At 30.7% G+C, this 16653-nt stretch carries 15 protein-coding genes and 2 tRNA genes; 14 read left to right on the forward strand and 3 right to left on the reverse strand.

Annotated features, from left to right (window positions below; all coding sequences use genetic code 11):
- The 7 genes from HMPREF3058_RS00445 to HMPREF3058_RS00475 all read left to right on the forward strand — a co-directional run bounded on the left by HMPREF3058_RS00445 (nt 1) and on the right by HMPREF3058_RS00475 (nt 7236).
- A tRNA-Gln gene (locus HMPREF3058_RS00445) sits at nt 1-75 on the forward strand.
- A gap of 3 nt (nt 76-78) precedes the next feature.
- Nucleotides 79-151: transfer RNA gene (locus HMPREF3058_RS00450), tRNA-Lys, on the forward strand.
- 165 nt (nt 152-316) lie between these two features.
- Complete coding sequence (gene cdaA / locus HMPREF3058_RS00455; protein WP_002475624.1) at nt 317-1126, forward strand: diadenylate cyclase CdaA; 810 nt, start codon at nt 317-319, stop codon at nt 1124-1126.
- Nucleotides 1127-2062, forward strand: a complete 936-nt coding sequence (locus HMPREF3058_RS00460; protein WP_002447826.1) for a CdaR family protein — start codon at nt 1127-1129, stop codon at nt 2060-2062.
- Between the two features lie 24 nt (nt 2063-2086).
- Nucleotides 2087-3442, forward strand: a complete 1356-nt coding sequence (glmM, locus tag HMPREF3058_RS00465) for a phosphoglucosamine mutase (RefSeq protein ID WP_002447825.1) — start codon at nt 2087-2089, stop codon at nt 3440-3442.
- 630 nt (nt 3443-4072) lie between these two features.
- The gene (glmS, locus tag HMPREF3058_RS00470; protein ID WP_002491174.1) at nt 4073-5878 is read left to right on the forward strand and encodes a glutamine--fructose-6-phosphate transaminase (isomerizing); all 1806 of its coding nucleotides are present in this window, start codon (nt 4073-4075) and stop codon (nt 5876-5878) included.
- A 500-nt stretch (nt 5879-6378) separates the two neighbouring features.
- On the forward strand, nt 6379-7236 hold the full coding sequence (locus HMPREF3058_RS00475; protein ID WP_002491187.1) for an HAD family hydrolase: 858 nt from the start codon (nt 6379-6381) through the stop codon (nt 7234-7236).
- Between the two features lie 318 nt (nt 7237-7554).
- On the opposite strand, the gene HMPREF3058_RS00480 is transcribed toward HMPREF3058_RS00475, so the two are convergent.
- A complete protein-coding gene (locus HMPREF3058_RS00480) occupies nt 7555-8706 on the reverse strand; it encodes a hypothetical protein (RefSeq protein WP_002499551.1) in 1152 nt (383 codons plus the stop codon).
- A gap of 132 nt (nt 8707-8838) precedes the next feature.
- Between HMPREF3058_RS00480 and HMPREF3058_RS00485 the strand changes: the two genes are divergently transcribed.
- Nucleotides 8839-9570: a metallophosphoesterase family protein gene (locus HMPREF3058_RS00485; RefSeq protein WP_002490707.1), complete on the forward strand. Its 732-nt coding sequence runs from the start codon at nt 8839-8841 to the stop codon at nt 9568-9570.
- Nucleotides 9571-9833: 263 nt separating this feature from the next.
- On the opposite strand, the gene czrB is transcribed toward HMPREF3058_RS00485, so the two are convergent.
- The gene (gene czrB / locus HMPREF3058_RS00490) at nt 9834-10787 is read right to left on the reverse strand and encodes a CDF family zinc efflux transporter CzrB (RefSeq protein WP_002475612.1); all 954 of its coding nucleotides are present in this window, start codon (nt 10785-10787) and stop codon (nt 9834-9836) included.
- Entirely contained in the window at nt 10774-11115 is a 342-nt protein-coding gene (gene czrA / locus HMPREF3058_RS00495; protein ID WP_002475625.1) for a Zn(II)-responsive metalloregulatory transcriptional repressor CzrA, read from the reverse strand. Before czrA ends, czrB begins: the two co-directional genes overlap by 14 nt.
- A 144-nt stretch (nt 11116-11259) precedes the next feature.
- Between czrA and HMPREF3058_RS00500 the strand changes: the two genes are divergently transcribed.
- From HMPREF3058_RS00500 to HMPREF3058_RS00525, 6 genes are all read left to right on the forward strand, one after another.
- Nucleotides 11260-11916: an SDR family oxidoreductase gene (locus HMPREF3058_RS00500; RefSeq protein ID WP_002491172.1), complete on the forward strand. Its 657-nt coding sequence runs from the start codon at nt 11260-11262 to the stop codon at nt 11914-11916.
- Between the two features lie 644 nt (nt 11917-12560).
- Nucleotides 12561-13499 carry a type I phosphomannose isomerase catalytic subunit gene (locus HMPREF3058_RS00505; RefSeq protein WP_002447815.1) on the forward strand — a complete coding sequence of 313 codons (939 nt, stop codon included), beginning with the start codon at nt 12561-12563 and terminating at the stop codon, nt 13497-13499.
- Nucleotides 13500-13554: 55 nt separating this feature from the next.
- Complete coding sequence (locus HMPREF3058_RS00510; protein ID WP_002458728.1) at nt 13555-13782, forward strand: hypothetical protein; 228 nt, start codon at nt 13555-13557, stop codon at nt 13780-13782.
- 232 nt (nt 13783-14014) lie between these two features.
- Complete coding sequence (locus HMPREF3058_RS00515) at nt 14015-15391, forward strand: EVE domain-containing protein (protein WP_002491193.1); 1377 nt, start codon at nt 14015-14017, stop codon at nt 15389-15391.
- Nucleotides 15392-15571: 180 nt separating this feature from the next.
- Entirely contained in the window at nt 15572-15982 is a 411-nt protein-coding gene (locus HMPREF3058_RS00520) for a thiol-disulfide oxidoreductase DCC family protein (RefSeq protein WP_001829885.1), read from the forward strand.
- A 187-nt stretch (nt 15983-16169) separates the two neighbouring features.
- The gene (locus HMPREF3058_RS00525) at nt 16170-16616 is read left to right on the forward strand and encodes a Dps family protein (protein WP_001829900.1); all 447 of its coding nucleotides are present in this window, start codon (nt 16170-16172) and stop codon (nt 16614-16616) included.
- The last annotated feature ends 37 nt before the right edge of the window (nt 16617-16653 follow it).

The raw sequence follows: 16653 nt of genomic DNA on the forward strand, positions 1-16653 counted from the left end.
TGGGCTATAGCCAAGCGGTAAGGCAACGGACTTTGACTCCGTCACGCGCTGGTTCGAATCCAGCTAGCCCAGCCATTAGAGCCATTAGCTCAGTTGGTAGAGCATCTGACTTTTAATCAGAGGGTCAGAGGTTCGAATCCTCTATGGCTCACTTTCTAGACATCTTCAATTGAAGGTGTCTTTTTTTATTTGTTAGAATTTTTTACTTTTATTTCTTATTTAAGAATTTTTATAAAATGTTATTTTGTCGTATGACAGTGTTAATAATGATTGGTATAATAATCAATATGGAAAAGTATTACCCGGAGGAGATGTCATGGATTTTTCCAATTTTTTTCAAAATCTAAGTACTATAAAAATTATTACTAGTCTACTGGATTTACTGATTGTTTGGTATGTGTTGTATCTTCTCATTACAGTTTTTAAAGGTACTAAAGCAATTCAATTATTAAAAGGGATAGTTGTCATTGTTATCGGCCAGCAAATCAGTAAAATTCTTAACTTAACAGCAACATCTAAATTGTTTGATATTGTAATTCAATGGGGTGTTTTAGCTCTCATTGTGATATTTCAACCTGAAATAAGAAGAGCCTTGGAACAATTAGGTAGAGGAAATTTTTTAAAACGGTATACGAATACTTATAGTCGCGATGAAGAAAAGTTGATTCAATCTGTATCTAAAGCTGTTCAATATATGGCTAAGCGTCGCATTGGTGCGCTTATTGTTTTTGAAAAAGAGACAGGTTTGCAGGACTATATAGAAACTGGAATACCGATGAATTCTGATATATCTCAAGAGTTACTAACTAATGTATTTATCCCTAATACACCATTACACGATGGTGCAATGATAATTCAAGGAAGTAAGATTGCCGTTGCTGCAAGTTATTTACCATTATCAGATAGTGTTAAAATATCAAAAAGTTTAGGAACTAGACATAGAGCGGCAGTTGGAATTTCAGAAGTTTCTGATGCTTTTACTGTTGTTGTATCTGAAGAAACTGGTGATATATCAGTCACTTTTGATGGAAAATTAAGAAGAGATATTTCAAAAGATGTTTTTGAAGAATTGCTTGCTGAACATTGGTTTGGTGCACACTTTCAAAAGAAAGGTGTGAATTCATAAATGCTTGAAAGTAAATGGGGATTAAGATTTGTCGCTCTCATATTAGCAGTATTTTTCTTTTTATCAGTAAATAATGTATTCGGAAATATATTTAATACAGATGATTTATCACAAAAATCATCCAAAACCATTCAAGATGTGCCCGTTGATGTTATTTATAATAATAAAGACCTACATGTAACTAAAATTCCTGAAAACGTCGATGTTAATTTAACAGGACCACAATCAAAATTAATCAAAATTGAAAACCCTGAAGATTTGAAAGTAGTCGTTGATCTTTCTGGAAAAAAAGCAGGGAAATATCAAAAAAAATATCAAGTTAAAGGCATAGATAGTGGTATCAACTATCAAATTAAACCTGAAGTAGCACACATTAACCTTGAAAATAAAATAACACGAGTTATGCATGTACAACCAGACATTAGTAGTAATAGTTTAGACCCAAAATATAAAATAAGTAAACAAAGTATTTCACCAGAAACTGTAAAAGTGACTGGTGGAGAGCAACAGTTAAAAAATATAGCTTATTTAAAAGCAACCTTTAAAAATTCTAGTAAAGTGAACAAAGATACCAATGATGTTGCAGATGTTAGTGCATTTGATAAACAATTAAATAAATTAAATGTATCAATTAATCCAAATGAGGTTAATTTAAAAGTAACAGTTGAACCATTCAGTAAAATGGTTAAGGTACGTACAAAAACAACGGGTAAGCTTAATGAAAATAAAGAATTAGATAGTGTTAAACTAGAAGATAAAGAAGTAGAAATCTTTGGTAATAGAGATGAATTACAAAATATTAATGAAATTACTGCTGAAGTAGATATTGATGGCATTTCAGAATCTACAGAAAAAACAGTATCATTTAACTTACCTAAAGATGTGACTAAAGTGAATCCAAAGGAAACAAAAGCGTATATAAATGTTAAAAATTGATAGATACAAAAGGAGCGTTTAAAAATGGGAAAATATTTTGGTACTGATGGTGTTCGTGGTGTCGCTAACCAAGAACTCACACCTGAATTGGCTTTTAAACTAGGTAGATACGGAGGATATGTACTCGCACATAACAAAGGTGAAAAGCATCCTCGAGTTTTAGTAGGAAGAGATACAAGAGTATCAGGAGAAATGCTAGAATCTGCATTAATCGCTGGTTTAATTTCAATTGGCGCAGAAGTGATGCGTTTAGGTGTTATCTCAACACCAGGTGTGGCTTATTTGACTAAAGAAATGGAAGCAGCATTAGGTGTTATGATTTCTGCGTCACATAATCCGGTTGCTGATAATGGAATTAAATTTTTTGGTTCAGATGGCTTTAAATTGTCAGATGATCAAGAAAATGAAATTGAGCAATTATTAGATCAAACCAATCCTGATTTACCACGTCCTGTAGGAGAGGATATTGTACATTATTCAGATTATTTTGAAGGTGCACAAAAGTATCTAAGTTATCTTAAATCCACAGTCGATGTAAATTTTGAGGGTCTTAAAATAGTATTAGATGGTGCAAACGGGTCAACTTCTTCTTTAGCCCCATTCTTGTTTGGCGATTTAGAAGCGGATACTGAGACAATAGGATGTAATCCAGATGGTTATAATATTAATGAACAATGTGGCTCTACTCATCCAGAAAAATTAGCTGAAACGGTGTTAGAAACTGGAAGTGACTTTGGTTTAGCTTTTGATGGAGATGGAGATCGCATTATTGCGGTAGATGAAAATGGACAAATTGTAGATGGAGATCAAATTATGTTCATTATTGGTCAAGAAATGTATAAAAACCAAGAACTCAATGGAAATATGATAGTTTCGACAGTTATGAGTAACCTTGGTTTCTACAAAGCTCTAGAAAAAGAAGGTATTCAGTCAAACAAAACTAAAGTGGGAGATCGCTATGTTGTCGAGGAAATGAGAAGAGGAAATTATAATCTTGGTGGTGAACAATCGGGTCATATCGTATTAATGGATTACAATACTACTGGTGATGGATTATTAACGGGTGTTCAATTGGCCTCTGTTATTAAAATGAGTGGTAAAACTCTAAGTGAGTTAGCTTCTCAAATGAAAAAGTATCCACAATCTCTAATTAATGTGAGAGTGACTGACAAATATCGTGTTGAAGAGAATATTCATGTTCAAGAGATAATGACTAAAGTTGAAACCGAGATGAACGGTGAAGGAAGAATTCTTGTTCGACCTTCTGGAACTGAACCTTTAGTACGTGTAATGGTTGAGGCTGCAACTGACGCGGATGCTGAAAGATATGCTCAAAGTATCGCTGACGTTGTTGAAGAAAAAATGGGTTTAGATAAATAATATTTTCATGTTTAAATTCATATATAACAGATTTATGATGTTACTATCATAAATCTGTTTTTTTAAAACAGAATTTTATCTTTTAAAAAGATTTGAAAAATATATTTTTTTATTTTGAGAATAATTCGCTGATGTATCTATTCAGAACTATTACTATTTATAAAAAATACTGTTAAATCGTTTGCAAATTAATTCGTTATCAGTGTACAATAAATATTAATGGGAAGGAGGAAAGTCTAGGTTATTAATAATTAAAGCGCCTGTGCAAAATGCTTAAATAGTTGTCAAGTATTAAAAGTTAAAATAGTAGAGCTTTTATAGATAATTATTTGGCTTTTGTAGACGAGGAGGATAGTGATCGAATCAGATCGGCGGATGCTATCCCGGATGTGGCACATTCGTTAGCTTATTAAGTAAATCATTAAGGTGACTTAGTGGACAAAGTTAATAAGATCGCCAAACTAAATAAATTATTTTGGGAAACTACGGATAGCGTGTATAAAATTCATATAATATCACGCTTATTTCATGATGTAATCGTTAATAATAATTATGATAGGGGATTATCAAATTTAACCAGTGATAATTAATCATAATAGCCGTGTTATCCCATTTGTTGGAGGATATTATATGTGTGGAATTGTAGGTTATATTGGCTACGATAATGCCAAAGAATTACTATTAAAAGGGTTAGAAAAATTAGAATATCGTGGTTATGACTCAGCAGGTATTGCTGTAGTTAATGATGATGGTACAAAACTTTTTAAAGAAAAGGGAAGAATTGCTGAATTACGTAAAGTTGCAGATAATAGTGATGAGGATGGTACGTTAGGAATTGGTCATACACGTTGGGCGACACATGGTGTTCCAAATTATGAAAATTCACACCCACATCAGTCAACATCTGGACGTTTTACATTAGTTCATAATGGTGTAATTGAAAATTACGAAGAATTAAAAGCTGAATATTTATCTGATGTCACTTTTTCATCAGAAACTGATACGGAAGTTATCGTACAATTAGTAGATTATTTTTCTAAGCAAGGATTAGCTACAGAAGATGCATTTACAAAAGTAGTTAAATTATTAAATGGGTCATATGCTTTAGCACTATTAGATGATAATGATAAAGATACTATTTATGTGGCTAAAAACAAGTCTCCGCTTTTAGTAGGTGTAGGTGAAGGTTTCAATGTTATTGCTTCTGATGCTCTAGCAATGTTACAAACTACAAATCAATACAAAGAGATACATGACCATGAAATAGTTATCGTTAAGCGAGACACAGTAGAAATTAAAGATCTTGAGGGGCATATTCAACAACGTGATACGTATACGGCAGAAATAGATGCTGCTGATGCAGAAAAAGGCGTATATGATCATTACATGTTAAAAGAAATTCATGAACAGCCTGCAGTGATGCGTCGTATAATTCAAGAATATCAAGATGAAAAAGGTAATTTAAAAATCGATGCAGAGATTATTAATGATGTAGCAGATGCTGATCGTATTTACATCGTTGCAGCTGGTACTAGTTATCATGCTGGATTGGTTGGTAAAGAATTTATTGAAAAATGGGTAGGTGTACCTACTGAGGTTCATGTAGCTTCTGAATTTGTATATAATATGCCACTTCTTTCTGAAAAACCACTATTTATTTATATTTCACAATCTGGTGAAACAGCTGATAGTCGTGCTGTTTTAGTTGAAACAAATAAATTAGGTCACAAATCATTAACAATTACTAATGTTGCTGGCTCAACATTATCACGTGAAGCGGATCATACATTACTTTTACATGCTGGACCTGAGATTGCAGTCGCATCTACAAAAGCATATACAGCGCAAATTGCTGTTTTATCTATCTTATCTCAAATTGTTGCTAAATATCATGGTCGTGAAACCGATGTTGATTTATTAAGAGAACTTGCTAAGGTTACTACTGCTATAGAAACAATTGTTGACGATGCACCTAAGATGGAGCAAATTGCAACGGATTTCTTAAAAACTACTCGTAATGCATTCTTCATTGGAAGAACAATTGATTATAATGTTAGTTTAGAAGGTGCATTAAAATTAAAAGAAATTTCTTATATTCAAGCTGAAGGATTTGCAGGTGGGGAATTAAAGCACGGAACAATCGCTTTGATTGAAGATGGCACACCTGTCATAGGTTTAGCTACCCAAGAAAACGTTAATCTATCAATTCGTGGAAATATGAAAGAAGTAGTAGCACGTGGTGCATATCCTTGTATGATTTCAATGGAAGGTTTGAATAAAGAAGGAGACACATACGTGATTCCACAAGTACATGAATTATTAACTCCATTAGTATCTGTAGTGACAATGCAATTAATCTCATATTATGCTGCATTACAACGAGATTTGGATGTGGATAAACCTCGTAACCTAGCCAAATCGGTTACAGTAGAGTAAAATGTTTATAATTTAGAGTAGCCTAAGTGGCTACTCTTTATTTTTTGAATTAATTTTAGAATTATGCTTCAATTAATTTTAACTAAGCGTCTAATGCCGTTGGTTAAGGACTTTAATGAGGTACCCTAAATTATTAATATTGGATGAACCTACAACTGGATTGGATTTTATATAAAGAGGCAACTATTTAAAACATTAGGTAAGCATATTTTAAATGATTCACAACTTTCTGTCATACATGTAACGCATATACATATAATAGAAGAAATGCCGTTATTTGTGAAAAAGTTTTACTTAAAGACATTTACATATTTAACAAGGGTAATATTAAAGATATTATGAGATCCTTATCGGATAACAAATTTTTTGGGAGAGATGTCATTGTAAATAAAAGAAGACGACAATATAGTATGTTCAAAGTGTAATCAAAGCCGTTGCACTTTAGTATGATAAGTGACACAATTTAAGTGTATAAGTTAGAGTCTTGAATGGAGGATAATATGAAAAATATAAAAGCAATTTTTTTAGATATGGATGGAACGATATTACATGAAAATAATAAAGCCTCGGAATATACTAAACAAGTGATTAATCAATTGAGAGAACAAAATTATAAAGTTTTCCTTGCTACTGGGAGATCTTATTCTGAAATCAGTCAACTTGTTCCAAATGGATTCACTGTAGATGGTATTATCAGTTCGAATGGAACTTCAGGTGAAATTCATGGAGATAATTTGTTTAGACATAGTTTAACTTTAAAACAAGTACAGAAAATTGTGGAATTGGCTAAAAAACAACATATATATTATGAAGTTTTTCCTTTTGAAAGTGATCGCATATCTCTTAAAGAAGATGAAGATTGGATGAAAGAAATGATTTCCACTATAGAGCCACCTGACGCTGTAAGTCAAAGTGAGTGGTCATCGAGAAGAGAAGCAATTAAAGGAAAAATAGATTGGCAAGATACCTTACCTGATGCACACTTTTCTAAAATATATTTATTCAGTCCCAAATTAGATAAAATAACTGATTTTCGCAATCATCTTGTTGAAAATCAAACAAATTTAGGTATTACCGTATCTAATTCTTCGCGTTATAATGCTGAAACGATGCCATATCATACTGATAAAGGTACAGGTATCAAGGAAATGATTGATTACTATGGTATTCAGCAAGAAGAAACTTTAGTTATTGGTGATAGTGATAATGATAGAGCTATGTTTAATTTTGGCCACCACACTGTTGCAATGAAAAATGCAAGACAAGAAATTAAAAATCTTACAGATGATATTACCGAATACACGAACGAAGAAGATGGTGCAGCACATTACTTAAAAACTCATTTATTAGATAACTAGTCTTCAAGTCAGTATCTTGTTATTAAGTGGTCGATCACGATAGTTTATATCAGTAAAAATTTTGAATTTATAAAGTAGGCAAATGGACACTTTCATATTTAATCATGAAAGTGTCCATTTTTTATTTAAATTATATGCCTATCAACTGGTTCATTATGATTATTTAAATTATATGCTTGAGCATTAATAAAATATTAAAGAGGATTTTCACAAAAATATATTTACAATATAAAAAGCCCAACATGAAAGATTATTAAAATTTCATGTTGGGCAAAATACTTTAAATTTAAATTAATAAAGTAGTCTAACGACAATCAACTATTTCTTATCAAATAGATTTTTAGATTGTTCTGTAACATTTTCTTTATTTTCATCTACTTTTTCTTTGATGGAATCATCTATGTTATTTTTTTGGCTATCAGTTTTTTCTTGTTGTACATGTGTTTGTTGATCTTTCATTTTATCTACTTCTGTATCTTTTGAATCGGAAGCATTCAATGTAGTATCTACTTTGTCGTTTACAGTATCTTTGTTATTATTTTTATTTTTATGACGTCTTTTGCTTTTGACTGGTTGGTCACCACGTTTAACGAAATAATTAATAATTCCAAAAATCAAAATGTAATAAAGACATAAACGTAATACTATAGATACGATTCTAGCTATAATAATAATAGTTTGAGCCACCATTTGAGACATACTGCTTGTTAAGTATTGTACACCGAATAATAGTGGTTTGTTTATAATACTTGCAAGTAAACCGATAAGTAATACGCCAATGAAAAATTTAAACCAAGTTTTCTTACCGTTTTTAATACCTTTAAATCCTTCTTTTAAATTACTCATTACTTTACGAGATGAATCTTCTGTATAAGCGGTAGTATAATTAATAATGAATATAATTACAAACCAATAGAAAATTGATGAAATGAAACCTGTTATGAGTAACAACACAATTTGTATTGAGATTAAAATTCCCATTGGATTGTCGTAGCCGCTTAATGATTGTTGTAAACCGATTAATAATGGACTAAGAGCTAAAGTATATAATTTATTTAATAGCACTAGAATAAGTACAATCACAATAAATAAAACTAATGTTATTAAAGCCAAGATTACTGATTTAGCATATTTACCTTTTTTAAAAGCAAAAAATAAATCACTAAAGAGAACTTTCTCTTTATTAATAGCTTTTTGAATTGCATATACTGTACCAATTATCAATGGGTAACCTACAAAAATAAATAATAAAGCTAAAATGAGTAAAATAAAAATAATAGATACAATAGGTTTTGTAGTAGGTTCACCGAGTTGAGCTAACATGGGTAACCTTTGGGCTCTTAATATAACTAATGAGAATGCAATATTAGAAGTAATATAGCAAATGACAAAAGTTAGTAATGAGATTAGTATTAACTTTAGATTATGTGGTTTTGCTTTTTGAAATCCGGATTTATAATAATTAAACAAATTTTAAGCACTCCTTTTTTTTCATATAAATACAATATCAAAATTCTAATAAATTTTAAATTAATATCTAACATAATAGAGCACAAAATGTTAGAATATGCTAATAAGATAACATTGAAGGGAGATAATATCATGAAATTTGCTGTTATCACTGATATTCATGGAAACTTTGATGCGCTTCAAACTGTTTTAGATGATATTGATAGTAGAGATGATATTGAAAAAATTTATAACCTAGGTGATAACATAGGGATTGGACATGAGACAAATAAAGTACTGGATACTATATTTGACCGAGATGATATGGAAATGATCGCAGGTAATCATGATGAAGCTATTATGTCACTCGTCAATGGAACACCTTATCCTGAAGATTTAAAAGGGAAGTTTTATGAGCATCATCAATGGATTGAAGGACATTTAGATGAGTCCTATTACGATGAAATTAATCAATTGCCAAGATATATTGAAATGACCGTAAAAGGGAAAAAGATTTTATTTATTCATTATGAAATTGAAAATGATAAAATGTCAGCTCCCATTGATGAACAACCTTTTGCGCCTATTACAAAAGATGACGAACAAGCTATTTCTAAATTATTTAAAGATAAAGAAGCCGATTTAATTTTATTTGGACATAACCATAGATTGCATATGTTTGATGATAAATCTACAGTATATTTTAATCCTGGATCAGTAGGTTTGAACAACGGTTCTAACACCGTATATGGTATTATTACCGTTAATGAAAAAGGAATTTCAGTAGAAAGAGTGAAATTAGCGTACAATAATGAAGAATTTTTAGCAGGTTTTGAAGAAAAGCAAGTACCAGCTAGAGAATTTATATTTAAGAATTTCATTTAAAGTAAGATGTTTATATGTGAAAAAGTAAATATTGAGATAGATTTATCTGAAATTTATAACACCTATTGAAAATTTTTAGAGCGTGGGAACATAAACTGATGTCCCACGCTCTAAATATATATAGGATGATTGAAATGGAGTTCTACTCACATCAACTCTCTTTTAAATTAAGATATGATTTTTAGGTTGAGTCTTTGAATGCAATAGAACCTTCAATCTACATCTTTATTTATAATCAAAAAGGATCGTTAGAAATAAACGCTCTAATGAGAGTGCTCATGTATACCTGAGCATAATGTTGATTCGTCGTGTTTGTGTTCTGGTGTTTCAAGTTGTATTGTCATATGCTGAATATTTAATTGCAATAGGTCACTTTCGATTGACTTTAGCATTGTTTCACACGTTTGAACTGATAAATATTCTGGTACAACTGCATGACAACTTAATGCATTCATATCATTTGAAATGGTCCATACATGACAATCATGTACATTTTGAATTCTTTCATCTTTACTTATTGCTTTAATTACAGCATTTAAATCTATATTGTTAGGCGTTCCTTCCATCAATATGTTAAGGGATGATTTAGAAATGCCGTAAGCATTTTTTAAAATAATTAACGAAACTAAAATACTGGCTAAAGGATCCGCTAATGTAAAATTAAAACCCCAAATTAAGAGAGAAGCAACGATTGCACCAACAGAGCCGAACAAGTCTCCAAGTACATGTAAAAATGCGCCTCGCATATTAAGGTTGTGAGAGGTATCTCCTCCTTTAAACATGAGTATCGCTACAATGATATTTACCATAAGACCAATCACACTAATGATGAACATTTCCTTCGATTGAACCTCAGGAGGTTCTAAAAATCTTCGTATCGCTTCGATTATTATAATAATACTAATGATAAATAGGGTAACTCCGTTGAAAAGTGCTGCTAGAATCTCAAAACGTTTGTAACCATATGTTTTACTTTTGGTAGCATGCTTTTCAGCATATATAAAAGCTATAAGAGCTACTCCTAAGGATATGGCATCACTTAGCATGTGAAAACCATCAGACAATAATGCTAGACTATTTGCCAAGAACCCACCTATAATTTCTACAAGCATGAAGAGACTAATAATAATAAAAGAAAACATGAGTACTTTCTTATTATCTGTATGAACGTGTCCGTGTGCATGAGAATGATGATGTTGATGATTATGATTTGTCATTAGAAATTCCACCTTCACTAGGATGTTTGGCGTGGTGAATAGCTTGTTTAAGTAAAGTTGAAACGTGTCTATCATCTATAGAATAAATCATTGATTGCCCTTGTCTTTTAGATTTAACAAGATGAGTGCTTTTAAGTAGTTTCAATTGATGTGATACATTTGACTGAGTCATATTTAAAGAATGTGAAATATGTCCAACACTTGCTTCACCGTTTTCAAGAAACTCCATAATTCTGACACGATTAAAATCACTTAAAGCTTTGAAAATATGAGTGACTTTAATCAATATATCCTGATTGCTTTCATCGTTAATATGATATCCACTCATTGTAAATTCACACTCCAACATATGAATATTTGTTCATATATTAATATAATGAGAATATTGAAGTATGTCAATGATACACTAACGTTTAGTATTCTCTTGAAGTGGTAAATACAAAATACAATTTTTTGAAGGAGGACGTTTGAAATGAGTATTTTAGTTATTGGAGCAAATGGTGGCGTAGGTTCTAAACTAGTAAGTCAATTAAAGGAAGAACACGTTGATTTTACAGCTGGTGTGCGTAAGGAAGATCAAGTTAAAGAATTAGAAAATAAAGGAATTAAAGCTACTTTAATAGATGTAGAAAAAAATAGTATTGATGATTTAAAAAATATCTTTACAGATTATGATAAAGTCATTTTTTCGGTTGGATCTGGAGGAAGTACTGGAGCGGATAAAACAATCATTGTTGATTTAGATGGTGCTGTAAAAACAATTAAAGCTAGTAAAGAAGCGGGTATCAAACATTACGTTATGGTATCAACGTACGATTCTAGACGTGAAGCATTTGATGCGAGTGGAGATTTAAAACCGTATACAATTGCAAAGCATTATGCTGATGATTACTTAAGAACATCAAATCTTAATTATACAATTGTACATCCAGGTTCACTTACAGATGATGCTGGAACTGGAAAAATAGAAGCTGATTTATATTTCGACAAACCAGGATCAATTCCACGTGAAGATGTTGCTACAGTTTTAAAAGAAGTAGTAACTTCTGATGGTTTTAATAATCAAGAATTCCAAATTTTAAGTGGCAATCATGATGTTAAAGATGCATTGAAAAACTATGAATCTTAACATTTAAAATTAAGTACGTATTAAAAATTATTTGTCATTTTTAAAACAATTTGATGCAAAATTCATTCTCTATTATCGATAGAATTGTTGTAGTTTGCTTTTAAATACTTCAATTTCTAATCAGTATTTGAGGGGGGCAAGATAAGAAAATCAAAAAGTCTTATCTTGTTCCCTTTTTATATTAAACGTTAAATATTTCAATGAGTATAATTACACTCATTGTTCTGCTTTTAAATGAACTTGAAAAAAGAGAAATGCTGGATTCTATTGAAGCCAATTTAACGCTTTGTTATTTTAAGGCGTCATTTACAGAAAATAATGGTATAGTAATGAATAAAGCGCTTTATTAGAATAGTAAAAATGATGCTATTCAATTTATTATGCAGTTGATATAATATGTAAGAATCCTACGTCAAATGGACACAGGATACAAAGTGTATAAAATGATAGTATATTCATATAGTAGTTTGTGAAATAATCATATATGCTACACTCAAAACGAGTGAGAAAGAGAGCTAGCTTCAAATACATATCTTAAAAGAAGAGCTATGTTGTATCAAAAGTATTTTTATTATTTAACATTGTGTGATATTCAAGCATAGATAATGATTAAAGTTTAGGCTTTTAATAATGGAGGTGTGAACATGCCGTTATTTTTAAAACCCATTTTTCTCGATAAAGTATGGGGCAGTGATAATCTTCGCCAATTTGGGTATCAACTACCTAATAATCATATAGGTGAATGTTGGGGAATTTCAGCACATCCACATGGCAAAAGTGTGATTGAAAATGGTATATTTGCTGGTCAAACATTGGATCAAGTATGGAACAATCATAGAGAAATGTTTGGAGATTTTCCAAGTAAAGATTTTCCGTTAATGGCTAAAATTGTAGATGCTGCTGCGCCATTGTCTATTCATGTACATCCAGACGATTCTTATGCATATGAACACGAAGAAGGTCAATATGGAAAATCTGAATGTTGGTACATCATTGAAGCTGATGAAGGTGCAAAGATTACTATAGGTACGTATGCGAAATCTCGTGATGAATTTGAAGAGCAATTGAAGCAAGGTACATTTGAAAAACATTTGAGAACAATACAAGTGCAACCAGGAGATTTTTACTTTATACCAGCTGGAACGATACATTCCATAGGTGCAGGCATTATGGCGTATGAAGTCATGCAATCATCAGATATTTCATATAGAATTTATGATTATCATAGAAAAACAGACAATAGTGAGGAACGTGAATTAAATATAGATAAGGCATTAGATGTTATTAATTATTCAAATGAACTACCTAATATCACTCCTCAAAATGAAGTGATAGAAAATCACAATTGTACACATATTGTATCGAGTGATTTTTTTACTATGGTTAAGTGGGATATTTCTGGTACTCTAAATTATATGAAGCCTAGAGAATTTTGTCTTGTTTCTGTTTTAGATGGACAAGGTAAACTTATTGTAGATGGTGATATATATGAAATATCTACAGGTTCAAACTTTGTGTTAACTTCTGAAGATTTAGATAGTGTTTTCGAAGGAGATTTCAAACTAATCATTAGTTACATTTAATAAGTATTAAAAAATATACCAATTTAAGTATAGGTGATATAAGGAGAGAGGCTTTGTGAAGCAATTTTTATATATTTCTCTAGTTTGTGGCATTATTTCAGGAGCAGGTATATTTTTACAATTACCGCATTATCCATCTATGATGATTCCAAGATTTGTGGCGATTCTTGGAATAATTAGCGCTGCAATCACAATAAGAGATAAGGAAATAAGTGGTATGCTTAAACTTGGTGGAATAATGATTAATATAATGCCGTTACTTGGGAGTGTTATTGCTAAATGAAAGATGACGATATGCAAGTGTCTAACGATGATACTTGCATTTTTAATTTTTAAAAGCAACTTTTAATGATAAGTGTTGTTTAGAATAGTGAATGATATTATGATAAAATAAATAAAAATATTTAATAATAATGATGATCACATTAAAGTGATTACTGATGAGACCCATGGTTGTTTAGAGTGAATGATATGAAAATAGAACATAAATTAATTTTAGGATAAGGAGCATTATAATGACTGAGGAAATTAACTATTTTTGGCTTAATTGTGGTTACAATAGATGGAATCATAATGAACCATTAGTGGGACAGACAGCGTTATTTGAATCTGGCGCACATTTTAATCCTACACAAGGATATAGAGCATTTAAAAAAGCTAAAGCTGGAGATCAAGTGATTTTTTATCAAGTACAAACAGATTCTGGTCTTTTAGGTATAGGTGAAATTATAAGTGTGCAATCCGGTGCTCAAAATAAAATAAGAGTAGAATTTAAATTTAAAGAAACGCTAAAACCACTTACAACTGATTATCTTAAAAGAAGTGAAGTACTCGATTTTCGTATGAGTAACATGAGAGAAACACTTTTCAACCAAATCAGAGAGTCAGAATTTGAGTTAATAGTTAGTTTAGGTAAAGGAAAATCAAAAATTCCTCGATATTTTTTATTAGCAGAAACAGAAGCGTTTGAACCTGGTAAAAACTATACTATATTTACTCATACATTTAATGGAATCAAAAGGAATGGTTATCATTTTTACACTCAACTAGAGGTAGGTGATAACATTATTATATATAATAAATATCAAAATCAATCGGTTATCGGTATTGGCGAAGTATCAAAGCATTTACATGAGAAACCACCTATACCAGGTCGAACGAATAGTACAGCTATTGAAATTTTTTATGAGAAAGATATTAAGCCCATTTCATTAGGTCATTTGAATAAACATCCTAAATTGAAGAATTTGTATTTCTTACAAGAAAATGCGAAACAGTCAATAGCAAGTATGTCACAAGCTCAATACGATGCCATTTTGGACATGAGTATGAATAATGGTATTAAACATCCTTTTGAAACAGTAAAAAAAGCAGAACTATCAACTCAAAATGCTGAAGATGATAGTTTAAAACCTTTTGTATTATTAGTTGTTGAGCAAAAAGGAGAAGGCTTAAAGGCTGCTGAAGAATTACTCCAAAAAACTAATGCAAACCCTGTGATTACAAGTGGACATCCAGATTTTACTGAAGATATGCTTTATGGTAAATATTTACCAAATGAGTCAGGAGCGCTATATTATCGTGAAGGATTCATTACACACCTAATGCCTAAGAAAGATAAAAGTTATTTAGTCATTGATAACTTCAATCGCATCGATGTGGATATTTTCCAAACATATATTAATGTACTTGAAGGCTATGAAGTGACATTACCAAGATATAATAAAGATGGAAGCATGATTAAGTGGTCAAAAAATAAGGATTCTTTTTATCATTTTAATCCTAATTGGCATATTATTGGTATTACATATGACTCTATAGAAAAAATTAAGCAAAAATATTCGTCACAGTTTTTAAAATATACGCGTATCGTCAAAGTGAATCATGACTAATCGTGTAATCAGTCGTATGAAGAACACATAACTGATTCATTTTATAAAGTAGATTATAACTATACATTTCCTAGTGATTTAAACCTTATTAAGTTAGAATGATGTTAACTTAATAAGGTTTATTTATTATACCTAAATGGGAATATAAATAATTAAGCAATGAAAAAGGAGTGTATACACATGCCAATAATTTATTATGATGGAAATTGTGTTTATTGTTATAACTATGCAATTTGGTTAATTCAAAATGGACTTTCACATAAATATGAGTTTGCAACAATTAAAGGTCAAATAGGTAAACAATTTTTTGAAAATTATCCTGATGCTCAAAATAAGAATAGTGTTATTCTTCAAAAAGGGAATCATTTAGAATTTGAATCACAGGCTGTTGCAACATTGATATCGTCACTACCTAATCACTCTAAATTTCTTGGAATAGGATTAAGATTAATTCCCAAACCATTAAGAGATTTAGGATATCGATTATTTGCAAATAATCGAGATAAAATGTGGAAAACACATTGGCACAAGCCAACTGATTATGAAAAATCATTTTTTCTTGATGATAATGAAAAAATCAAACTAACCTAATTGATAAAATATGATTTAATTGATAATAAAAGAAGATGAACAAGCTCAAAATTGAAATCATTTAGACAGATTTTTTGAGAAATTAAAGTAATATTTATTTTGTCTCTTAGTGTTATTTTACTTTACAAATTAGAATTATTATAATATAATAACTATTGTAAAAATGAGGTCCGAAGGAGTGTTTGATATGAGTCAACAACAAGATGTAGTCAAAGAATTAAATCAACAAGTCGCAAACTGGACGGTAGCTTATACAAAGTTGCATAATTTCCATTGGTACGTTAAAGGCCCTAATTTCTTTTCTTTACACACAAAATTCGAAGAATTATACAATGAAGCTAGTCAATATGTTGATGATTTAGCAGAAAGAATTTTGGCAATAGGTGGTAATCCAATAGGAACACTTTCCGAGTGTTTAGATAAATCAATAGTAAATGAAGCAGGAAAACATTATTCAGCTGAAGAAATGGTAGAAGAATTGTCTAAAGATTTTTCTAAAATCTCTAAACAATTAGAACAAGCAATTGAAGTGGCTGGAAGCGCTAGTGATGACGTTTCAGAAGATATGTTTATCGGCATGCAAACTTCAGTTGATAAGCATAATTGGATGCTACAATCTTATTTAGGTCATTAATTTTTAGTAACTTACATTTTAATTTTTAAATTGACGA

It is taken from the genome of Staphylococcus sp. HMSC068G11 (assembly GCF_001815825.1).
Taxonomy (GTDB): Bacteria; Bacillota; Bacilli; order Staphylococcales; family Staphylococcaceae; genus Staphylococcus; species Staphylococcus epidermidis.